Here is a 20458-nt window from a genome sequence, read left to right on the forward strand (position 1 = left end):
CCCCCGACCCTAGGAGCCGATTGACCGCGCGGCATCCCGAGAGTGGGCGAGCTGGGCGCCGTCGGCGGGAGCCGCCGCGGTCACGGGCGCCGGCGCCGCGGTGACCGGGGGCAGCGCGCCCGTCAACGGGAACCCGCGCACCGGCCGCCAGACCTCGTCGTCGCCATGCTCATACGAGTGGAACGCGCTCACCACGAACGACGCCTCGAAGTCCACGAGCTCGGCGAAGGCCCGGTCGAGGTCCGGCTCGGCGACGTCGTGGGCCACCGTGACATGCGGGTGGTAGTAGAAGTTCAAGTCCTGCGCGAGCGGACCGGTGCGGATGTCCCGCTCGAGGGCCTCACAGCTCGCGATGCCGTCCACCACCTGGATGAACACCACGGGCGAAACCGGCCGGAAGGTCCCCGTCCCCCGCAGGTGCACCACGAACGGCCGGTGCCGGGCGGCGGCCTCGGTGAGGTGGCGCTCGACCTGGGGCACGTCGCCCGGCTCGACCACCGTCGGCCCCAACAGCGTGATGTGCGGCGGGATGAACGGCGCCGCCGGGTCCCCGAACCGCCCGCGGGCGGCCTGCAGCATCGACCCGTACGGCTCGGGGATCGTGATGGCGACGCCTATCCGCACCTGGTCGCCGCTGCGGGCCGGCAACCTCATGCCCGGCCCCGCTGAGGCAGCAGTCCCATCCGGTCGTGGACCCGGTCGAGCATGCCGCGCGCGATCCCCCGCGCCCGCTCGGCCCCATCCGCCAGCACGTCGTCCAGCGCCGCCGGGTCCGCCAGGTACGTGTGCACCCGCTCCTGGAACGGGGTGAGGAACTCCACGACCACGTCGGCGAGGTCCTTCTTCAGGTCCCCGTACCCCTTGCCCTGGTAGTCGGCCTCGATCGCGAGGACGTCACGCCCGGTGAGCGCCGCGAAGATGGTCAGCAGGTTCGCGATGCCGGGCTTGGCCTCCGGGTCGTACCGGATCTCCCGCTCGGCGTCGGTCACCGCGGACCGGATGCGCTTGGCGACGACCTTCGGGTCGTCGAGCAGCTCGATGATCCCGTTCGGGCTGGCCGCGGACTTGCTCATCTTCGCCGTCGGGTCCTGCAGGTCGTAGATCTTGGCCGTCGCCTTGACGATGTGCGGGTCCGGCACGACGGCGGTGCCCTTGCCGAAGCGCGTGTTGAGCCGCTGGGCCAGGTCGCGGGTCAGCTCGAGGTGCTGGCGCTGGTCCTCGCCCACCGGGACGAGCGCCGTGTCGTAGAGCAGGATGTCCGCCGCCATGAGGACGGGGTAGGTGAACAGCCCGACAGTCGTGCCCTCCTGGCCGAACCGGGTCGACTTGTCCTTGAACTGCGTCATCCGGCTGGCCTCGCCGAACCCCGTCTGGCAGGACAGCAACCAGGCCAGCTCGGCGTGCTCGGCCACATGCGACTGCACGAACAGGATCGATCGGGCCGGGTCGACGCCCGCGGCCAGGTACTGGGCCGCCGTGCGGCGGGTGCGCTCGCGCAGCACCGCCGGGTCGGGCGCCACGGTCAGGGCGTGCAGGTCCACGACGCAGTACACGGCGTCGTAGGAGTCCTGCAGGGCGACCCACTGGGTCAGGGCGCCCAGGTAGTTGCCGAGGTGGAGCGAGTCCGAGGTGGGCTGCATTCCGGAGAAGATGCGGGGGCGCTGCGTCGCGGGTGCCATTCGACCGGTTCTCTCTTTCACAGACATGCCAGGGGGGTGGGTGATCTGGGGGTCTGACCCGGTCAGGTCGCCTCGTCGTCGAACGGAGTGGATGCTCCTGCGGCGGGGACGGCCGGGTCGCGCGTCGACGCCTGCCAGGAGGAGCCGGCGGCCGCGACCGGCGCGGCGGACGCTCGCACCCGGGTGCTGGCGGGCTTGGCCGGCGGCGGGTCGTCGAGCAGCGCCTCGCGCACGATGCGGCGCGGGTCGTAGCGACGCGGGTCGAGGGCCGCCCAGTCGACGTCCTTGAGATCGTCACCGAGCTCGGTGTCGACGCGCGACTTCGTGTCCTGCACGAACCCGCGTGCCTGGCGCGCCCACTGGCCGAGCTGCTCCGCGTACTTCGGCAGGCGCTCGGGGCCGATCACCAGGACAGCCACGACGAGCAGGAGGATGAACTCACCGCCGTTGATGTCTAGCACGAGGCTAGGCTACCCGCCCCTTCAGGAGCCCGAGGACTCGTCGAGCACGACGCGGACGTCACGCTCGTCGTCGCCGGTGCGAACTCTCAGCACCACGGTGTCCCCGGGGGTCTTCGCGCGGATCGCCACGATCAGCTCGTCGGGGTCCGTGACCGGCCGCCCGTCGATGGCCAGGATCACGTCGCCGCTGCGGATTCCGGCGTTGTCCGCGGGGCCGCGCGGCGTCACGGGCGCGGTGCCGCCCTGCGCGTCGGCGGCGACCTGGACGCCCTCGCCCGCATATCGCTGGTCCAGCAGCACGCCGATGATCGGGTACGTGGCCGCGCCCGTCTCGATGAGCTGCTCGGCGGTGCGCCGGGCTTGGTTCGAGGGGATCGCGAATCCGAGCCCGATGCTGCCGCTGGAGCCGCTGAACGAGCCCGGTGGCTGGGCGATCGCCGAGTTCACGCCGATCACCTCGCCGGACGCGTTGACGAGCGGGCCGCCGGAGTTCCCCGGGTTGATCGCGGCGTCCGTCTGGATCGCGTTGATGAACGCCGTGTCCGTGTCGGCGCCGCCTGCGGAGACCGGGCGGTTCAGCGCGCTGACGATGCCGGTGGTCACGGTGCCCTCGAGGCCGAGGGGCGCGCCGACGGCGATCACCGGGTCGCCCACCACGGCGAGGTCGGAGTCGCCGAGGGCCAGGGGCACCAGGCCGGTGCGCTCCACCTTGAGCACCGCGATGTCGTAGTCGGCCGTCTGGCCGACGATGGTGGCGGGCTCCTCGGTGCCGTCCCCGAACAGCACCACAGTCGTGGCGCCGGCTGCCGTCGCGTCGGCGACGACGTGGTGGTTGGTCAGGACGTAGCCGTCCTGGCGCAACACGAACCCGGAGCCGGTCGACGTGCCGTTGGGGCCGACCACCTCGATGGACACCACGCTCGGCAGCACCACAGCCGCGATGCCCGCGACGCTCTCGGGGGCGCGGTCCCCCGCGCCGGTGGACACCGTCACCGGCAGCCCCGCCTCGGCGAGGCGGCCGTCGTCGAACACCCGGCTGCTGACCACGCCCCCCGTGGCGCCGGCCACGAGGGCGACCACCACGAGCAGCACGACCCAGCCCAGCGGCAGCCCGGCGCGGCGCTGGCGGACGGGCGCGGGCGCCGGCGCCGGGACGTCGACGCCCCCATCGTCGCCGGGCCAGCGCGGGCCGTCGTCGAACGTGGGCACAGGAACGTGCGCGGGCGCGGGCGCCGCGGGGGCGAACGGCGCGGGTGGGCCGTACGGCGCCGCGACGTGCGAGGGCGCCGCGAACGGGTTGGGGGCCGGGTTCGGGGCCGGAGCCGGGACCGGCGAGGGCGCGGCGAACTGCGCTGGCGCCGGCGGCGGCGTGTGCCCGCTGAAGGGCTGCTCGGGGTGGGTCATCGCTGCTGCAACGCCTGGGTCACGGTGTCCCATCCTCGGCTGATCCTGGCCGGCAGGCCGTCGTCGAATTGTCCACCGGGGAACCCGGCCACCACAGACTGCACCGTCTCCGAGCCGGAGGCGGCCACCACCTCCACCACGAGGTCGCCAGCCTGCCACGCAGCGTGCCAGGGCTGCTCGGAGAGCACGTACAGCGTCCGGTCACCGAGAACGACCTGCGTCACGCCCTCCAGCGCCTGGGTGTCGAGGCGCCCCGGCTGCTCGGTGAGGACCGCGTCGACCCCGGGACCGGACAGGTCCACCTCCAGGCGGGAGCCGCCCTCGCTGATCTGCACGTCGGTGACAGTCCACCCGTCGGGCAGGGTGACCGGGCACTGCCAGCCCTCGGCGCGCAGCGCGGCCAGCGCGTCCCCCGCCGCGACGTCGTCCCCCACCGCCTGCGATGCGCCGCCGGCCGCGCCCGCGGCGAGCGCCGCGAGGCTGGCCGCACGCTCGCCCGACTCGTGGCCGAGCAGCGTCAACGCCTGCGCGGGGTGGCTCGACGGCAGCACCGACGGCTGGTCGCCCAACAGGAACAGCCCGCCGCAAGCGACCCCGACGCCCGCGACCGCGGCGACGACCGCCCGCACCGGCCCACGCCGCGTCAGGTCGCCGGTGATCGCATGCGGCGCCGTGAACGCCGCCGCCCGGGCGTGGGCCCCGGAGGAGACCGGCGAGGCGAACGGGTCCCGGCGCGGCTGCGGCTCCGTTGGCTGCCCGCCGGCCAACGACAGCAGCCGGTCGGTGAGGTCGGGGGCCGGGCGCACGTCACGGGCCTGCGCGAGCGCGCTGCGGGCCGTGCGGGCCGCGGCGAGCTCCGCCGCGCACTCCGGGCACATCGCGACGTGGGCCAAGGCACGCTCCGTCGCGGCGGGCGGCAACTGGCCGTCGACGAGCGCAGAGATCCAGGTGCCCAAGTGCGTGGTCATCGGGACACCGCCGGCGCGTCGAGGGCATCCGGGGCGAGCACCGGCTGGTCGAGGTCGTCGCCCTCCAGCCGGCCCGGCGCGCGGTGCTCGAGCGCCACCCGCAGCCGCGCCCGCGCCCGGTGGATACGCGAGCGCACCGTCCCGAGCTTGATGCCGAGGGTGACGGCGATCTCCTCGTAGGACAGGCCCTCGATGTCGCAGAGCACCACGGCGGCGCGGTACTCGGGGGGCAGCGCGTCGAGCGCGCGCTGCACGTCGTGGTCGAGGTTGTCGTGCTCATACGCCCGCTCCGGCGAGTGCCGGCCCTCAGCGGCGGGATAGCGGTCGCTGTCCTCGCCCATCGCGTCCATGCGGATGCGCTGCTTGCGCCGCATCTGGTCGAGGAAGAGGTTGGTGGTGATGCGGTGCAGCCACCCCTCGAAGGTGCCCGGGGTGTACGTCGACAACGAGCGGAAGACGCGCACGAACACCTCCTGCGTGAGGTCCTCCGCGTCGTGCTGGTTGCCGGTCAGGCGGTACGCGAGCCGGTACACCCGCGCGGAGTGGTCCCGGACGATCTGCTCCCATGACGGCGCCTGCCACGGCTGCTCGGTCGCGGAGCCTGTCATCAAGGTCCTCCCTGGTCGCCACGCCTGGTCGGCGTGCGAGGACCCCTAGTGTCCCAGGCCCACGCCAAAACTTCGAATACCGGGGCTGCGCGACCGGGGGCGCCTCCCGCTCCCCCGCGGGCGCGGCACTAGGCTGGCGCTCGACTGCGATCATCTCCGAGCATCGCCATCGAGCCCCGGGAGGCTGCCATCTCGACCGACAAGGCCCAGAGCTGGGTGTACGCCGAGGGCTTCCTCACCGAGGACGACACCCTGCTGCGCGCACGCGAGCGGGCGGGCCAGCTCGGCTGCACGCCGGTGCTGCCGGGCTCGGGCGCCGTGCTGCGGCTGCTCGCGGCGGCGGCGCAGGCCAAGGCGGTCGTGGAGATCGGCACCGGCGCGGGCGTCGGCTCGCTGTACCTCCTGCGTGGCATGCCCGAGGAGGGCGTGCTCACCACGATCGACGTCGAGATCGAGCACCAGCGCGCCGCGAAGGACGCCTTCAGCGAGGAGGGACTGCGCAGCACCCGCACGCGCACCATCTCCGGCCGCGCGCTCGACGTGCTCCCCCGCCTCACCGACGGCGGCTACGACCTGGTCTTCGTCGACGCGGACAAGGAGTCCTACCCGGCCTACGTCGAGCAGGCCCTGCGCCTGCTGCGCCCGGGCGGGGTGCTGGCGATCGACAACGCGCTGTGGCACGACCGCGTCGCCGACCCGGCCCGCCGCGACGAGGTGACCACGGTGATCCGCGAGGTCGGCCGCATGGTGCGCGACGACGCGCGGCTGCTGCCCGCGATGATCCCCAGCGGCGACGGGCTGCTCACCGCCGTCAAGCGCTGACCGGCCAGCCCTCGCACAAACCCCTGCCCCAAGTGGCGCCCGATTCACCCCTTCCCACGGAAGACTGGGCCCCTCGACTGGGGGTGATGAGGTGCTGCTTGGCATTCTCGGCATGGCGCTGGGCCTTGTCGCGGGGTGGGCCGTCCAACGAAGGACGCCGCTCTCGCCGCCCCTGCGCGACCTGGCGACATCTGGGATCACACTCCTCGGCATCGCCCTCACGATGGGGGCCACGGGCGACGCCGCCCGAGGCGGGGCGGGCATGGCGGCAGGCGCCGCCGTCGTCGCATTGGCCACCCTGGTCGCGCGACTGGTGAGGCCCGCCGACGACGTCAGCGCAGAGCGGCCAGGTACCGCAGCAGCAGACGGGCGCCGTAGCCGGTGGCGCCCTCGGTGACCTCGTGCTTGTCGGAGGCGGAGCGCGCGGGGCCGGCGATGTCGAGGTGCGCCCACGTGCGCGATCCCACGAACTCGCGCAGGAACAGCGCCGCCGTGATGGACCCGCCGCCGAACTCCGAGCCGTCGATCGGCACATGCCGCAGGTCCGCGACGTGTGAGCGCACCGCGGGCAGGTACTCCTCGACCAAGGGCATGCGCCACACGGCCTCGCCGGACTCCGCCGCGGCGGCCTCGAGCGCGGCGATCAGCCGGTCGTCGGCCGAGTACAGCGCGGCGTGCTGGCGGCCCAGGCCCAAGCTCGCCGCGCCGGTGAGCGTGGCGACGTCGATGAGCACGTCGGGATCCAGCTCGGCGTCGGCCCAGGCCAACGCGTCGCCCAGCACGAGGCGGCCCTCGGCGTCGGTGTTGGCGATCTCGACGGTGCGCCCGCCGTACAGCCGCAGCACATCGCCCGGCCGGTACGACGCCCCGCCGAAGTGGTTCTCGGCGAGCGGCAGCACAGCCGTGACGCGGTGCTGGCTGCCAGCGGCGGCGGCGCCCAGCACGGTGGCCAAGGCCACGGCGGCTCCCGCCATGTCCGTCTTCATCGGGACCATCGCCTCGCGCGGCTTGATCGACAGCCCGCCCGTGTCATACGTGATGCCCTTGCCGACCACGACCACATGGCGGCGGCCGCGCGCGGGGGCGTCGCCAGCCGGGGTGTAGTCGACGGTGACCAGCCGCGGCGTGGACGCGGAGCCGGCGCCGACGGCCAGGATGCCGCCGAAGCCCTCGGCGGCGAGCTCCTTCGGACCGCGCACCTGCACGGACAGCCCCGCCTCGGCGCCGAGCCGGACGGCCTGCTCGGCGAGCCACGCGGGGTTCTTGACGCTGGACGGCGTGTTCGCGAGGTCGCGCACCAGCCACGTGGCGGCGGCCTCTCGCGTGGCGTCCTCGACAGCGTTCGCGACCCGCACGCCGTGGCGCCCGAGCAGCACGAGCTCGTGGGCGGGTCGACGCCTCGCCGCGGCCTCGGGGGTGGACGACGCGGACGTCGGCACGGTGTAGGCGGCGAGCAGGTACCCCTCGACCAGCGAGCGGACGGCATGCGGCGCGCCGGGGCCGCCCTCGGAGGCCACCGATGTCACCACGCGGTCGAGCCCACGAGTGGCGCGGGCCAGGGCGGCGCCCGCGCGGCGCAACTCGTCGGGAGTGCCCGAGCCGACGCCCACAAGCACGACGCGGCGGGGAAGCCCCGCCCAGGGCAGGTCCGCGCCGCGTCCGATGGGGCGCGGGAGCTGGAGGGTGTAGGCCTCCCCGGCGGCGCCCGTCAGGCGGGCGCGCTCCGCGACCTCGGCGAGGTCGAGCCCATACCGGGCCGCCGCGTCGGCGGTGCCGGCGCGTGGCTGCAGGTCGCTCTCGTCGGGAGCCGCCGGGGCCACCGGCAGCGCGATCGCGTCGACCCGGGGGTCGTTCAGCAGCTCCGTGCTCGCCACCGCACCGGTGGCGAGCACGACAGCTGGAAGTTCACGCCCGGGCGCCGTGGCGGCGTCCGGGACTTCTCGGCGGGCCAATGTCAGCTGACGACCGAGGTCAGCGCCTCACCCAGCTCCTGGGCCTCGGTCGCGTTCAACTCGACGACCAGCCGGCCACCGCCCTCGAGGGGAACTCGCATGACGATGCCACGGCCCTCCTTGGTCACCTCGAGCGGGCCGTCACCTGTCCTCGGCTTCATCGCGGCCATGCGGGCTCTCCTTCGCGTCGTTCCTGACCGACCGAGCATCGTCGCGCGAGTGCCGAAGCACGCGCCGCTGCGAGCTGCGGGGCCGGATGTCCGGGATCATTCTAGGTCACCTGGCTCGACGCACGGGCAGGTCAGCGCGCCGAGTGTGCGGAACCGGTCACGGCGGCCATCCGGACGGCGGTGTGAACCGCCACATCGAGTCGATCCAGACCACCTGCAGCACCAGCATCAGGAGCACCACCGCGGCGAGCCAGAGCCGCCGCGCGAGCGTCGGCCCGCGCACCACCCCCGCCGTGACGGCGCCCAGCGGGAAGGCCAGCAGCAGGAACCGGGCGAGGCTCGACCCCGGCTCGATGGCGGCCGCCAGGTACAGCGGATACGCCGCCGACCACACGTGCAGCTCGTTGCCGAGCCGCCACGCCGCCGGGACCAGCAAGCAGGCCGCCAACAGCCCGAACCCGCCGATCAGCACCCAGGGGGCGGCGTCGCCGAACCAGAACCGCGAGACGTAGCCCCACGGCTCGAACGGCACGATCTCCCGGACCCCGCGCCACGAGCCCTGCGTCAACAGGTAGCCGTCGGGCTCGCCGGTCACCCAGCCGCAGATGAGCGGCCACGCGACGCCCGAGATCGCCGCCGTCGCGCCGAGCACCCCCAGGCCCACCAGGTCCCGCACCCCCAAGGAGTCCTCACCGCGCCGCGCGGCCCGCCAGCGCACCAGCGCGTGCACCACCACGACCGCGGCCATCGGCAGCGCGACAGCGCGCGTGAAGCCCAGCGCGAGGACGGCGACGGCCGCCCACGCGTAGCGGCGCTCCACCACCAGCAGCAGCGTCGTCGCGACCAGCAGCACCGCGAGCGACTCGGTGTACGCGACCTGCATGACCACGGCCGTGGGGAACACCGCGAAGAGGGTGACCGCCGCCAGCGGCAGCCCCGGGCGCGCGGCCACAGCCCGCGGGGCGCCGCGCTCCACGAGCCTGCGGATGACGATCGCGGCGAGTGCCCCGAGCGCGAGCGCGACCAGCGGGGCGACGATGTGCCACTCCGCGCCGGTGAGCCGCATGACCCCCCGCACCAGGTACGGGAACAGCGGGAAGAACGCCCACGGGTTCTGCTGGACGAGGCCATCGTCGCCGCGCGGCAGCTCGGCGGGATACCCGGTCTCGGCGATCTGGCGGTACCAGCCGGCGTCCCACAACAGGCCGGTGAACTGCAGGTACGACGGGTTCGCGGGGGTCCAGAAGTTGGCGACCTGGTCGCGCGCGACGACGATGAGCACGACGGCGGAGAACGCGCGCGCGCCGAGGTAGACGCCGAGCGCCTGCGCCCAGCCCGGCCAGCGGCGCGGATCGGCCAGCGCCCGGCGGCGCGATATCGCGGCGCCGGCCTCGTCGGCCTTGTTGGCGCCGTCGACCCCGTCGGCCGCCTGGCCGGGACGCTGTGCCGTCAGGTCTGCGCTCATCCGCCCCTCTCCCGTCATGCCAGGCCCCGCACCGCGTGCGCGGGCATGAGGTCGCCCCGGATGGCCGCGACCATGTCGAGCACGCGCCGGGTGGCCAGCACGTCATGAGCCCGGAAGACCCGGGCGCCCAGCCACGCGGCCACCGACGTCGCCGCGAGCGTGCCCTCGAGCCGGTCCTCCACCGGCAGCCCGAGGGCCTCCCCCACGAAGTCCTTGCGGGAGAACGCCATCAGTGTCGGATAGCCGAGGGCCACCACCGCCTCGGTGCGCCGCACCAGGTGCAACGAGTGCCAGGTGTTCTTGCCGAAGTCGTGCGTGGGGTCGACGAGCACAGACGCCGGGTCCACGCCGAGCGCCACGGCCCGGGCCGCCGACGCCCGCAGCGTCGCGACGACGTCCTCCACGACGCCGTCCAGCGGGTCTGCGGACGGGCCGCCGTCGGGCTGGCCCGCGCCTGCCCGGGGCGCGTAGGCGACCCGCAACGGGTCGGTGCGCGGCGCCGCTCCCCCGGTGTGCGAGCACACCACGCCCAGGCCGTGCTCGGCCGCCACCTCGACGAGGGCCGGGTCGTGGCCTGCCCAGGTGTCGTTGATGAGGTCGGCGCCGGCCAGCGCCGCCGCGCGTGCGACGTCCGCGCGCCAGGTGTCCACGCTCACCAGCAGGTCCGGGTGCCGGGCGCGCACCCGCTCGACCAGGGGTATGACGCGGGCGATCTCCTCGTCGGCGCCCACCCGTGGCCCGCGTCCGGCGCGCACCCCGCCGAGGTCCACCAGGTCGGCGCCCTCCTCGACGGCGCGGTCCACGGCCGCGTCGGCGCCGGCGTCGTCGAAGCGCGCGGCGGCGTAGAACGAGTCGGGCGTGCGGTTGACCACCGCCATCACCAGCGGGTGGCCCGGGCCGAACGTCCGTCCGCGCAGCCGCAGATCCGCCCCGGCGCCGGGCACGCCCGCACGCGTCATGACACCGAGCTCTCGGAGGCCTCCCGCTCGGCGCGGTTCGTCTGCTCGACGGCCGCGAGCTCGGCGGCGCGCAGCTCGGCGCCCCGCTCGCAGACGATGCGGACGGCCTCGTCGGCGTCGTCCACGACGTTGATCAGGTCGAGGTCGGCGGCCGCGATCATCCCGCGCTCGCGCACCGGGCCCCGCAGCCACTCGAGCAGGCCGGACCAGTAGTCCGTGCCGATCAGGACGATCGGGAACTCGGTGACCTTGTGGGTCTGCACCAGCGTGAGCGCCTCGAACAGCTCGTCGAACGTGCCGAAGCCGCCCGGCAGCACCACGAAGCCCTCGGCGTACTTCACGAACATCGTCTTGCGGGCGAAGAAGTAGCGGAAGTTGACGCCCAGGTCGACCCACTGGTTCATGCCCTGCTCGAACGGGAGCTCGATGCCGAGGCCCACCGACAGGCCGCCCGCCTCGCTGGCGCCCTTGTTCGCAGCCTCCATGATCCCCGGCCCGCCGCCCGTGATGACGCCGTAGCCGGCCTCGGCGAGCCCACGTCCCACGGCCTCGCCGATCACATAGTCCGGCGACCCGGCGGGCACGCGCGCCGAGCCGAAGACGCTCACCGCCGGCCCGACCTCGGCCAACGCGCCGAAGCCCTCGACGAACTCGCTCTGGATCCGCATCACCCGCCACGGGTCGCCGTGCAGCCAGCCGGCGCCGTCAGCCCCCGAGAGCAGGCGCTCGTCGGAGGTGGTGGCGGGGATCTGGTCGCGGCGCAACTGGAGCGGGCCCTTGCGGTAGACGGAGCCATTGGCCCCGCGGTCGTGACTTCTCATGGTCTCGACTCTAGGAGGTCTTCCCGGGGTTGCGGAGGCCCCTGGGAGACCACCTGCTCAGCTGAGCCAGGCTCCGAGCGCGTCGTGGCACGCCTGGAGCTGCCAGGCGGGGCAGCGCTCGTCGTCCTTGTGCGCGAGCACCGGGTCCCCGGGGCCGAAGTTGACGGCCGGCATGCCCAGCGAGGCGAAGCGCGCGACGTCGGTCCAGCCGTACTTCGGGGCGGGGGCGCCGCCGGTCTGGGCGAGCACGGCCTCCACGAAGTCGGCGGCCGTCGGGTCGTCGAGGCCCGGGCGGGCGCCGGCGGCGGCGTCGGTGACCACCACCTCGTAGCCCGCGAAGACCTCGCGGACGTGCTCCTCGGCCTCGGCCAGGCTCCGGGACGGCGCGAAGCGGTAGTTGACGGTGACGACGCACTCGTCCGGGATGACGTTCGTGGCGATGCCGCCGCGGATGCCGACGGCGTTCAGGCCCTCGCGGTAGACCAGCCCGTCCACCTCGACGGCGGCGGGCTCATACGCCTCCAGGCGCCGCAGCACCTCGCCGGCGCCGTGGATCGCGTTGGTCCCCGTCCAGGACCGGGCGGAGTGCGCCGCGACGCCCGGCACGCGCACCTCGACCCGCAGCGTCCCGTTGCAGCCGCCCTCAATACCCGCCGAGGTGGGCTCGCACAGCACCGCGAAGTCGCCCTCGAGCCACTCCGGGTGCTCCCGGGCGACGCGGCCGAGCCCGTTGAGCTCGGCGGCGACCTCCTCGTGGTCGTAGAACACCCAGGTGACGTCGCGCGCCGGCTCCGTGAGCCGCGCCGCGAGGGCGAGCTGGACGGCGACGCCGCCCTTCATGTCGACGGTCCCACGGCCCCAGATCTCCGCGTGCAGCCCCTCGCCCACGAGCCGGGTCGGCAGGTTGTCCGCCACCGGCACGGTGTCGATGTGCCCGGCCACGACCACCCGCGCGGGCCGGCCGAGCCGCGTCCGCGCGACGATCGCGTCGCCGTCACGCAGCACCTCCAGGTGCGGGAGGGGCGTCAGCACCGCTTCGATGGCGTCCGCCAGCGGCTTCTCGTGGCTGCTCGGAGAGGGCATGTCGCACAGCGCGCGGGTCAGCGTGACCAGGTCGGCGCTCAGGTCCAGCGGTGGCGCGGGGACCGGCACAGAGGCCGTCTGCGGCTGGTCGGGGCTCGGGTCGGACAGGTCACGCGCTGGCTCGGTCACAGCACGAACCCTAGCGAGGCTCCGTCTACGCTGGGGTGATGAGCACGCGCACGGCCTGGGGGTTCGGCCTTTCCACTGTGACCGACGATGGCCTGACCTTGGACGTCTGGTACCCATCACCACAGCTCGGCCCGGTGGACGAGGACGCCGAGGCGCCCGAGGACCTCCTCGCCGCCGAGGGCGCCGACCCGGCCCGCAAGGTCAGCACCCAGGTGGTGCGCACCATCGTCGACCTCGACGAGCCGCCTGCGACCACCGCCGACGCCTACCTGCGCCTGCACCTGCTCTCCCACCGCCTCGTGCCGCCGCACGGCCAAAACCTCGACGGCATCTTCGCCGTCCTGCCCAACGTCGTCTGGACGGACCGCGGGCCGTGCGCGCCCGAGGGCTTCGAGGCCACCCGCGCGCGCCTGCGCGTGGCGCACGGCGTGCCCGTCACGGTGTACGGCGTGGACAAGTTCCCGCGCATGGTCGACTACGTGCTGCCCACCGGCGTGCGGATCGCCGACGCCGACCGGGTGCGCCTCGGCGCCCACCTGGCGCCCGGCACGACTGTCATGCACGAGGGCTTCGTGAACTTCAACGCCGGCACCCTCGGCACCTCGATGGTCGAGGGCCGGATCTCGGCGGGCGTCACCGTCGGCGACGGCAGCGACATCGGCGGCGGCGCGTCCATCATGGGCACGCTGTCCGGCGGCGGCCGCGAGACCGTCTCCATCGGCCGGCGCACGCTGCTGGGCGCCAACGCCGGGCTCGGCATCCCGCTGGGCGACGACTGCGTGGTCGAGGCGGGCCTGTACCTCACGGCCGGGACCAAGCTCGTGGTGGTGGGCGGCGGCGACGACGTGCCCCCCGTGATCAAGGCGCGCGAGCTGGCTGGCGCCGACAACATCCTGTTCCGGCGCAACTCGCTGACGGGCGCCGTCGAGGCCGTCGCGCGCACCGGCGCCGGGGTCCGGCTCAACTCCGCGCTGCACGCCAACTGACCCATGACGCGTCGACACCGGCAGCGCCTCGGGCAACGCCTCGCCCGAGGCGTGGGGGCCGGGCTCGCCGTGCTCGCGGTGCTCGCCGCCGGGATCGTCGTCGTGGTGCTGGTGCTGGTGCGGTCGGAGCCGCCCGAGGTGACCGCTGAGCGGTGCGCCGTCGAGATCGACGGCGCGACGTGGGTCCTCAGCCCCGAGCAGGCGGGCAACGCGGCGCTGCTCTCGGCCACAGCCATCCGCCGCGGGCTGCCCGCCCGCGCCGTGACGATCGCCATCGCGACGGCCCTGCAGGAGTCGCGCCTGATCAACATCGACTACGGCGACCGCGACTCGGTGGGCCTCTTCCAGCAGCGCCCGTCACAGGGCTGGGGCACCGTCGAGCAGATCATGGACCCGGTGTACTCGACGAACGCCTTCTACGACGGCCTCGTCAAGGTGCAGGGCTACGAGCAGCTGCCCATCACCGAGGCGGCGCAGGCCGTGCAGCGCTCCGGCTTCCCCGACGCGTACGCCCAGCATGAGGGCCGCTCGCGGGCCTGGGCCTCGGCGCTCACCGGGTTCTCCCCCGGCACGCTCACCTGCGTGCTGCGCGAGCCCACCGGCGCGGGCTCGGCAGAGGCGTTCACCGCGCGCGTGGAGCGCGACTACGGCACGCTCCCGTCCTCGTCGTCCGTGGGCGAGGACGGGTCCACCACTGTGGCGGTCGACACCACCCCGCTCGCCCAAGGCGCCGAGGCCGAGCAGGAGCGGTTCGCCTGGGCCTTCGCCCAGTGGTCCGTGGCAGTAGCCGCCGAGCAGCAGATCACCCGGGTGTCCGTGAACGCCGAGACCTGGTCGCGGGACACCGGCGCCTGGGCGCCATCGGGCCGGGCGCTGCCCACCGGCGAGGTCCGCGTGACCCTCGCCGGTGAGGGCTGACCTCAGCGGGCGTCGGGCCCCACGTAGTCGCGCTCGACGGCGCCCGTGTAGATCTGGCGCGGACGGCCGATCTTGGTCTGCGGGTCGTTCATCATCTCGCGCCACTGGGCGATCCAGCCGGGCATCCGCCCCAACGCGAACAGCGGCGTGAACATCGACTCCGAGAAGCCCATCGCCTTGTAGATCAGGCCCGTGTAGAAGTCCACGTTCGGGTAGAGCTTGCGCGAGATGAAGTACTCGTCGCTCAGCGCGATCTCCTCGAGGCTGCGGGCGATGTCCAGCAGCTCGTCGTTCTTGCCCAGCGCCGCGAGCACCGCGTCGGCGCTCTCCTTGACGATCGCCGCGCGCGGGTCGTAGTTCTTGTAGACCCGGTGGCCGAAGCCCATCAGGCGGACGCCGTCCTCCTTGTTCTTCACCCGGGTCATGAAGTCGGTGGCGTCGCCGCCGTTGGCCTTGATCTCGCCGAGCATCTTCAGCACAGCCTCGTTGGCGCCACCGTGCAGCGGCCCGGAGAGCGCGTTGATGCCAGCCGCCACGGAGGCGTACAGGTTCGCGTGGCTGGACCCGACGATCCGCACCGTCGACGTGGAGCAGTTCTGCTCGTGGTCGGCGTGCAGGATGAGCAGCTTGTCGAGCGCGTTGACCACCACCGGGTCCGCCTCGTACTGCTGGTACGGCACCGCGAACGTCATGCGCAGGAAGTCCTCGACGTAGCCGCGCGAGTAGTCCGGGTACAGCAGCGGCTCGCCATGCGACGTGCGGTGCAGGTACGACGTGATGGTGCGCGTCTTGGCCAGGATGAGCACCGTGGCCAGCTCGACCGTCTCGGGGTCGAACGGGTCGAGGCTCTCCGGGTAGAACGTCGCCAGCGCGTTGATGGCCGACGACATGACGGCCATCGGGTGCGCGTTGCGGGGGAACGTCCCCATGAACGTGCGGAAGTCCTCATGCACCAGGGTGTGGCGGTTGACCCGCTCGACGAAGGCGTCGAGCTCGGTGGGCGTCGGCAGCTCGCCGTGCACCAGCAGGTACGCCACCTCGAGGAACGTGGACTTCTCCGCGAGCTGCTCGATCGGATAGCCCCGATACCTCAGGATCCCGGCGTCGCCGTCGATGTAAGTCACCTGGGACTCGCATGAGGCGGTGTTCATGAAGCCCGGGTCGACAGTCACCAGGCCGGTGTCGCGCAGCAGCGACGAGACCACGATGCCGTCGTTGCCCTCGCTCGCAGGGACCACGGGGAGCTCGTAGCTCGAGCCGTCCACAGTCAGGTGGACGGGCGAGGCACCGGCGTCAGGCATGGAGTTCCTTCCTGCGACGACAGGTGACGCCGGGCGGGCGTACCGAGTCATCGTTGATCGCGACCGCTCGGGCCGGCTGTTCGACCGTCATTGGCCAGCCACGACGGTACCTGCGCCGCGCTCGTGCTGACCAATCTAGGCGGGCATTTGGTCCCAGGTGTGAGCACGATCACAGTCGTGGGTCACACCTGGCGCGGGGCCCGGACGTCACCGCCCGCCGAGCCGTCGGGCAGCCTCGGCGACGTGCTCATCCGACGCCGTCAGCGCGATGCGGACGTGCCCCGCGGCGGCCGGCCCGTAGAACGCGCCCGGCGCGACGAGGATGCCGCGGTCCGCGAATGCGGAGACCGTGGCCCAGCAGTCCTGTGGACCGCCCTGCGGCCGCGTCCACAGGTAGAGGCCCGCCTGGGAGCCGTCCACCACGTGGCCCGAGCCCTCCAGCGCCTCGCGCAACACCTCGCGCCTGGCCCGGTACCGCTCGCGCTGCTCCGCGACATGCTCGTCGTCGCGCAGGGCGACGGCTATCGCGGCCTGCACCGGGCCGGGGACGATCATCCCGGCGTGCTTGCGCAGCTCCAGCAACGGGGCGATGAGCGCGCCGTCGCCCGCCACGAACGCCGCCCGGTAACCGGCCAGGTTCGACTGCTTGGACAACGAGTACACGGCCAGCAAGCCGGACAGGTCTCCCCCGGTGACACGCGGGTCCAGGATGCTCGGCACGCCGCCCGACGCCCACGGCTCATCCCACGCCAGCTCGGCGTAGCACTCGTCCGAGGCCACCACGACGGGCTTGCCGGTCCGGGCCTGCGCCGCGCGGGCAGCCGCCACCACCGCCGCCAGCTCCTCGACGCCGAGCACCGTGCCATCCGGGTTGCCGGGCGAGTTCAACCACACCAGCCGCACGTCGTCCGCGCCCGGGGCGCCAGGAGCGAGCCGGGCGACGACGTCGTCCACAGCGACGGGCCGCGCGCCCGCGAGGCGCGCGCCCAGGTCATACGTCGGGTACGCGGTGGCAGGGTGCAGCACCACGTCGTCAGGGCCCAGCCCCAGTTGGGAGGGCAGCCACGCGACGAGCTCCTTGGAGCCGACCGTCGGCAGCACCGCGGCCGGGTCCAGGCCCGGAACACCGCGGCGACGCGCGAACCACTCGACGACGGCGGCGCGCAGGTCGGCCGTGCCGTGGGTGGTCGGGTAGCCCGGGGAGTCCGACGCCGCCGCCAGGGCGTCCCTGACGACCTTCGGGGTCGGGTCCACGGGGGTGCCCACCGACAGGTCGACGATCCCGCGCGGATGCGCCCGCGCGGACGCGGCATACGGCCCCAGTGAGTCCCAGGGGAAGTCGGGCAGGGCGCCGACGACCAAGCCCACCGGATCAGTCCGTGTGGATCTGGAGCGGCAGCGTCGCGATGATGGGGTGGTCCTTGTCGATCTCGCCCATCTTCGCCGCGCCACCCGGCGAGCCCAGGTCGTCGAAGAACTCGACGTTCGCCTTGTAGTACTCAGACCACTGCTCGGGGACGTCGTCCTCGTAGTAAATGGCCTCCACCGGGCACACCGGCTCGCAGGCGCCGCAGTCCACACACTCGTCAGGGTGGATGTACAGCGACCGCTTGCCCTCGTAGATGCAGTCCACGGGACATTCCTCGATGCACGCCTTGTCCTTGACGTCAACGCAAGGCTGGGCGATCACATACGTCACGGCTGTCCTCCACGGACCGAGCAGGGTCGACGGGTCTGGCAGTCAGGCTGCGAGCGGCGCCCTGCGCACCGCCCGACCTAGTATCCCCCAGGTGAGCAACCAGACGAAGCGCCGTCCGCTGTGTGAGGCACGGCCATGAGCCCGACCGAGCCGGCGCCGGTGCCCGCATGGCGCGCGTGGACGCCCGGCATCCGCGTCGTGGTCCGGCGGACTCTGCCCGCCGACGACACACAGCGCTGGACCGACGTGCTCGGCGACCTCGTGGCCGTCGACGACGACGGGGTGAGCGTCGCCACCCGCCACGGCACGGTGCGGGTGCCCGCCGACGAGATCGCGCTCACCAAGATCGTGCCTCCGGCTCCCCCGCGACGCCCACGCGCGCGCTGACCGCCCCAGCCCGGCGCCGGGCTGGGGCGGGGCGGTGCGTCACTCCACGGGGGCCGCGCCGCAGACCACCTTGTTCTGGGCCTTGTAGGTCGTGGTGTCGGCGTCAGTCTCCTTGAGCACGCCGTCCAGGTAGAGCTTGCGGGTGACGGTGACAGTGAAGCCCGGGTTGCCCGCCGACTGCGGCTCGCACGTCGGGGACGTGCTGTAACTCGTCCCCACGGCCTTGACGTTGCTGCGGCCGCTGGTCGTGGTCTCCACCGTCCAGTACTTCGTGCTCCAGGCCCGCACGTGCACGCGTCCCTCGCCCACCCACGCCTGCAGCACCACGCCGTACGGGGTGTTGTTCTCCCACTTCATGTCCAGGGTCGGGGTGAACAGCGTCGCCTCACGGCCCTCCGGGTAGCGCGCGATCCACTCCGAGTGCGGGTGGTGCTCCACATCCCCGAACCCGGCGAGGTGGCCGATGTTGAACGTCGTCGTCGCGAGCTGCGACAGGCCGCCGCCCATGCCGTCCACGTGCTCGCCGTTCTTGATCACGCCAGCCGCCACATACCCGTTGGCGGCGGTGACCGGCCCGACGGTCTCCGCCAGGCTGAACGTCTCCCCCGGGAGCACGACAGTCCCATTGACCCGCTGCGCGCCCAGGGTGATGTTCTTGGTGCGCTTGGGCTCGGAGTTCAGCGGCGTCGAGAACTCGGCGACGACCTCCTTGACGCCCAGCGCCTCCAGCTTCGCGGTGGACTGCGCCGGGTCGGACTTGACGAGCTCGACAGTGGCCGTGCGGACATCGGCGACCGCGGCGGCCGCGACGGCCGTCGCCACCGCCTGCGGGTCCAAGGTCGTCCCCGGCTCGCCGGGCACCACCGTCGGCGCCCCGTTCACGAACTCGAAGTGGGCGTCCGCCGACTCGGTGAGCAGGTCGGTCGTCTGGTTGAGGACCTCCTCCACCAGCAACGCGCCGTCCATCTGCAGCACCAGCCCCGAACCGCTCGGCGCCATCGTCGAGGCCGCTGCGAGGGTCTCCGGGGTGAAGTTCACCACCTGGTCCTCGACCTGCAACGACACCGGCGCCGCCACGACGCGCCGCGCGATGGTCTGCAGCGCGGCATCGGTCTCGTCCTGCGTGATCTCCGGCTCGACGACCGTCGTGGGCAGCGCCAGCGGGCGCGGCGCCGTCAGCCACTCGTCCCGGAGCATCTCCGCGGCGGCCGCCGTGTCCAGCGCCAACCCGTCCACCGCGTCCGTGGCGTGGGCGTCGCCGTCCACGAACACGATCGCGCCATCCACCGGGTCCAGGGCCAGAGCGTCCGCCAGGCCCTCGACCGCCGTGTCGAACGCCGACTCGTCGACCGCCGTGACCGGCTGCTGCTCGCCCACGCCCGCGATGTGCTGCCACATCCGCGCCGGCGACAAGTCCACACCGGTCAGCGAGTCGACCGTCGCCTCGACGTCGAAGCTCAGGCCTGCCTCCACCGGGTCGAGCCTCGCGCTCTTCTCACCCGCGGACACCGGCACCGCCGACGTCGCCAGATCGGCCAGGCCAGACGTCAGCGCCGCCTTCGCGGCAGCGGCGTCCAAGCCGCCGACCTCGACGCCCGCGACCGTCGCGCCACGAGGCACCCGGCTGCCCAACGCGTACGCGGAGCCCACGTACGCGCCACCCAGGACCACAGCGACCAGGCCCGTGATGAGCAGCGCCTTCGGCCAACGACGGGACCGCTCATCCGATGCGAAGCCGTCCAGCGGCGAGCCGGAGCCCCCACCGGTGTCGGCGGCCTTCGTCGACGCCGCGGGGGCGGGCGCAGGAGCCGGGGCCGGGGCCGGGGCGGCGGGCGCGGCGACCGAGGTCGGCGCCCAGCCCGAGGACGTGGCCGGTGCCTGGTTCGGCGGGAGCGCGGGCGTCCGCGTGGGCGCCTGGGCAGGCGCCGAAGCCGCAGGCCCGGCCGCCATCGGCGCGGTGAGCTGGGCGGTGGCGGACGCCTGGGCGGGAGCGGATGCGGGCGCGGCAACCGGCGCCTGCGTCACGGGAGCCTGCGTGGGGGTCGCAGCGGGCTGTCGAGGGGCGACGACAGGCGTGGCGGGCTGCGCGGGCGTGGCGGCCTGCGTCGGCGCGGCGGCGGCTGGCCGAGGCGCAGCAGGCGGCGCGGTGACCGGAGCCGGTGCGGCAGGCTGTGCGGCCGGCGCAGTAGGCGGTGCGGGCGGCGCAGCGCTCGGCGCGGGCGGAGTCGGCGTGGCGGGGCCCTCGCCCGGGGCTGCCGCGCTCACAGGAGTCCGGGCAGCCTCGGCGTCGGGCGACGGCGCGGCGGCGGCGGGCCAGCCCTGCCAGCCACCCACCGACGTCGCCTGATCGGCCGATGTCGAACGCGGCGGCACGACGGACCCGCGCTCGGGCAGGTCGGAGGCAGCGGCCGATGGCGCCTGGCTCGCTGTGACGGCTGCGGCTGCGGCCGCGGCCGCTGTGACTGCGGCGGCCGGAGTCGTCGCCTCGGGCCGCGCCTCGGCGGTGGTCTGCGTGGACGCGGTCTCGTCGGCGGACGTGGTGTCGTCCTTGGACGTGGTGTCGTCGCTGGCAGTGGTGTCGGAGACGGGCGCGATGCGGTCGCGGGCGTCGAGGTCGGCGGCTTGGACGCCGCTGCCGCGAAGGCG

20 protein-coding genes are annotated in these 20458 nt (G+C 73.7%); 4 read left to right on the forward strand and 16 right to left on the reverse strand.

Annotation, left to right across the window (positions count from 1 at the left end; all coding sequences use genetic code 11):
- Positions 1-9 precede the first annotated feature (9 nt).
- From QUV83_RS15570 to sigE, 6 genes are all read right to left on the reverse strand, one after another.
- Complete coding sequence (locus QUV83_RS15570) at positions 10-654, reverse strand: 2'-5' RNA ligase family protein (protein WP_289565836.1); 645 nt, start codon at positions 652-654, stop codon at positions 10-12.
- The gene (gene trpS, locus QUV83_RS15575) at positions 651-1679 is read right to left on the reverse strand and encodes a tryptophan--tRNA ligase (protein ID WP_289565837.1); all 1029 of its coding nucleotides are present in this window, start codon (positions 1677-1679) and stop codon (positions 651-653) included. Before trpS ends, QUV83_RS15570 begins: the two co-directional genes overlap by 4 nt.
- 62 nt (positions 1680-1741) lie before the next feature.
- A complete protein-coding gene (locus QUV83_RS15580) occupies positions 1742-2140 on the reverse strand; it encodes a twin-arginine translocase TatA/TatE family subunit (RefSeq protein WP_289565838.1) in 399 nt (132 codons plus the stop codon).
- Between the two features lie 21 nt (positions 2141-2161).
- Positions 2162-3544, reverse strand: coding sequence for a S1C family serine protease (locus QUV83_RS15585; RefSeq protein WP_289565839.1), 1383 nt, complete (start codon positions 3542-3544; stop codon positions 2162-2164).
- A complete protein-coding gene (locus QUV83_RS15590) occupies positions 3541-4512 on the reverse strand; it encodes a zf-HC2 domain-containing protein (protein ID WP_289565840.1) in 972 nt (323 codons plus the stop codon). Before QUV83_RS15590 ends, QUV83_RS15585 begins: the two co-directional genes overlap by 4 nt.
- On the reverse strand, positions 4509-5120 hold the full coding sequence (sigE, locus tag QUV83_RS15595) for an RNA polymerase sigma factor SigE (protein ID WP_289565841.1): 612 nt from the start codon (positions 5118-5120) through the stop codon (positions 4509-4511). Before sigE ends, QUV83_RS15590 begins: the two co-directional genes overlap by 4 nt.
- Before the next feature lie 189 nt (positions 5121-5309).
- On the opposite strand from sigE, the gene QUV83_RS15600 reads away from it, so the two are divergent.
- Entirely contained in the window at positions 5310-5942 is a 633-nt protein-coding gene (locus QUV83_RS15600; protein ID WP_289565857.1) for an O-methyltransferase, read from the forward strand.
- A gap of 332 nt (positions 5943-6274) precedes the next feature.
- Here the strand turns inward: QUV83_RS15600 and QUV83_RS15605 are convergent, their stop codons facing one another.
- The 6 genes from QUV83_RS15605 to dapE all read right to left on the reverse strand — a co-directional run bounded on the left by QUV83_RS15605 (position 6275) and on the right by dapE (position 12461).
- The gene (locus QUV83_RS15605; RefSeq protein WP_289565842.1) at positions 6275-7834 is read right to left on the reverse strand and encodes a leucyl aminopeptidase family protein; all 1560 of its coding nucleotides are present in this window, start codon (positions 7832-7834) and stop codon (positions 6275-6277) included.
- 62 nt (positions 7835-7896) lie between these two features.
- Positions 7897-8064 (reverse strand): DUF3117 domain-containing protein, encoded by a 168-nt coding sequence (locus tag QUV83_RS15610; RefSeq protein ID WP_082812748.1) that lies wholly within the window; start codon positions 8062-8064, stop codon positions 7897-7899.
- 157 nt (positions 8065-8221) lie between these two features.
- A complete protein-coding gene (locus QUV83_RS15615) occupies positions 8222-9529 on the reverse strand; it encodes a hypothetical protein (protein WP_289565843.1) in 1308 nt (435 codons plus the stop codon).
- A gap of 14 nt (positions 9530-9543) precedes the next feature.
- Complete coding sequence (folP, locus tag QUV83_RS15620) at positions 9544-10488, reverse strand: dihydropteroate synthase (RefSeq protein WP_289565844.1); 945 nt, start codon at positions 10486-10488, stop codon at positions 9544-9546.
- Positions 10485-11309, reverse strand: a complete 825-nt coding sequence (locus tag QUV83_RS15625) for a TIGR00730 family Rossman fold protein (RefSeq protein ID WP_289565845.1) — start codon at positions 11307-11309, stop codon at positions 10485-10487. Before QUV83_RS15625 ends, folP begins: the two co-directional genes overlap by 4 nt.
- Positions 11310-11366: 57 nt before the next feature.
- A complete protein-coding gene (gene dapE, locus QUV83_RS15630) occupies positions 11367-12461 on the reverse strand; it encodes a succinyl-diaminopimelate desuccinylase (protein WP_289565858.1) in 1095 nt (364 codons plus the stop codon).
- Between the two features lie 98 nt (positions 12462-12559).
- On the opposite strand from dapE, the gene dapD reads away from it, so the two are divergent.
- On the forward strand, positions 12560-13507 hold the full coding sequence (dapD, locus tag QUV83_RS15635) for a 2,3,4,5-tetrahydropyridine-2,6-dicarboxylate N-succinyltransferase (protein WP_289565846.1): 948 nt from the start codon (positions 12560-12562) through the stop codon (positions 13505-13507).
- Positions 13508-13510: 3 nt separating this feature from the next.
- The gene (locus QUV83_RS15640; protein ID WP_289565847.1) at positions 13511-14425 is read left to right on the forward strand and encodes a hypothetical protein; all 915 of its coding nucleotides are present in this window, start codon (positions 13511-13513) and stop codon (positions 14423-14425) included.
- 2 nt (positions 14426-14427) lie between these two features.
- Here the strand turns inward: QUV83_RS15640 and QUV83_RS15645 are convergent, their stop codons facing one another.
- From QUV83_RS15645 to fdxA, 3 genes are all read right to left on the reverse strand, one after another.
- Positions 14428-15726 (reverse strand): citrate synthase, encoded by a 1299-nt coding sequence (locus tag QUV83_RS15645; protein ID WP_289565848.1) that lies wholly within the window; start codon positions 15724-15726, stop codon positions 14428-14430.
- A gap of 207 nt (positions 15727-15933) precedes the next feature.
- Positions 15934-17094: a succinyldiaminopimelate transaminase gene (gene dapC, locus QUV83_RS15650; protein ID WP_289565849.1), complete on the reverse strand. Its 1161-nt coding sequence runs from the start codon at positions 17092-17094 to the stop codon at positions 15934-15936.
- A gap of 4 nt (positions 17095-17098) precedes the next feature.
- Positions 17099-17425: a ferredoxin gene (fdxA, locus tag QUV83_RS15655; protein ID WP_066584786.1), complete on the reverse strand. Its 327-nt coding sequence runs from the start codon at positions 17423-17425 to the stop codon at positions 17099-17101.
- Positions 17426-17560: 135 nt separating this feature from the next.
- Here fdxA and QUV83_RS15660 point away from each other — a divergent pair, with 135 nt between their 5' ends.
- On the forward strand, positions 17561-17812 hold the full coding sequence (locus QUV83_RS15660; RefSeq protein ID WP_289565850.1) for a putative acetyltransferase: 252 nt from the start codon (positions 17561-17563) through the stop codon (positions 17810-17812).
- A gap of 39 nt (positions 17813-17851) precedes the next feature.
- Here the strand turns inward: QUV83_RS15660 and QUV83_RS15665 are convergent.
- Positions 17852-20458, reverse strand: a 2607-nt coding sequence (locus QUV83_RS15665) for a VanW family protein (RefSeq protein ID WP_289565851.1), incomplete at its 5' end; no start/stop codon positions are given.

Source organism: Cellulomonas cellasea (assembly GCF_030372105.1).
GTDB classification, from domain to species: Bacteria; Actinomycetota; Actinomycetes; order Actinomycetales; family Cellulomonadaceae; genus Cellulomonas_A; species Cellulomonas_A cellasea_A.

Excerpts from the sequence above, each read along its gene's own strand:
- QUV83_RS15660 (WP_289565850.1), top strand. The coding sequence starts at position 17,561 with ATGAGCCCGACCGAGCCGGCGCCGGTGCCCGCATGGCGCGCGTGGACG.
- QUV83_RS15640 (WP_289565847.1), top strand. The coding sequence starts at position 13,511 with ATGACGCGTCGACACCGGCAGCGCCTCGGGCAACGCCTCGCCCGAGGC.
- dapD (WP_289565846.1), top strand. The coding sequence starts at position 12,560 with ATGAGCACGCGCACGGCCTGGGGGTTCGGCCTTTCCACTGTGACCGAC.
- sigE (WP_289565841.1), bottom strand. The coding sequence starts at position 5,120 with ATGACAGGCTCCGCGACCGAGCAGCCGTGGCAGGCGCCGTCATGGGAG.
- QUV83_RS15625 (WP_289565845.1), bottom strand. The coding sequence starts at position 11,309 with ATGAGAAGTCACGACCGCGGGGCCAATGGCTCCGTCTACCGCAAGGGC.
- QUV83_RS15645 (WP_289565848.1), bottom strand. The coding sequence starts at position 15,726 with ATGCCTGACGCCGGTGCCTCGCCCGTCCACCTGACTGTGGACGGCTCG.
- folP (WP_289565844.1), bottom strand. The coding sequence starts at position 10,488 with ATGACGCGTGCGGGCGTGCCCGGCGCCGGGGCGGATCTGCGGCTGCGC.
- QUV83_RS15570 (WP_289565836.1), bottom strand. The coding sequence starts at position 654 with ATGAGGTTGCCGGCCCGCAGCGGCGACCAGGTGCGGATAGGCGTCGCC.
- trpS (WP_289565837.1), bottom strand. The coding sequence starts at position 1,679 with ATGGCACCCGCGACGCAGCGCCCCCGCATCTTCTCCGGAATGCAGCCC.
- QUV83_RS15585 (WP_289565839.1), bottom strand. The coding sequence starts at position 3,544 with ATGACCCACCCCGAGCAGCCCTTCAGCGGGCACACGCCGCCGCCGGCG.
- QUV83_RS15610 (WP_082812748.1), bottom strand. The coding sequence starts at position 8,064 with ATGGCCGCGATGAAGCCGAGGACAGGTGACGGCCCGCTCGAGGTGACC.
- QUV83_RS15590 (WP_289565840.1), bottom strand. The coding sequence starts at position 4,512 with ATGACCACGCACTTGGGCACCTGGATCTCTGCGCTCGTCGACGGCCAG.
- QUV83_RS15615 (WP_289565843.1), bottom strand. The coding sequence starts at position 9,529 with ATGAGCGCAGACCTGACGGCACAGCGTCCCGGCCAGGCGGCCGACGGG.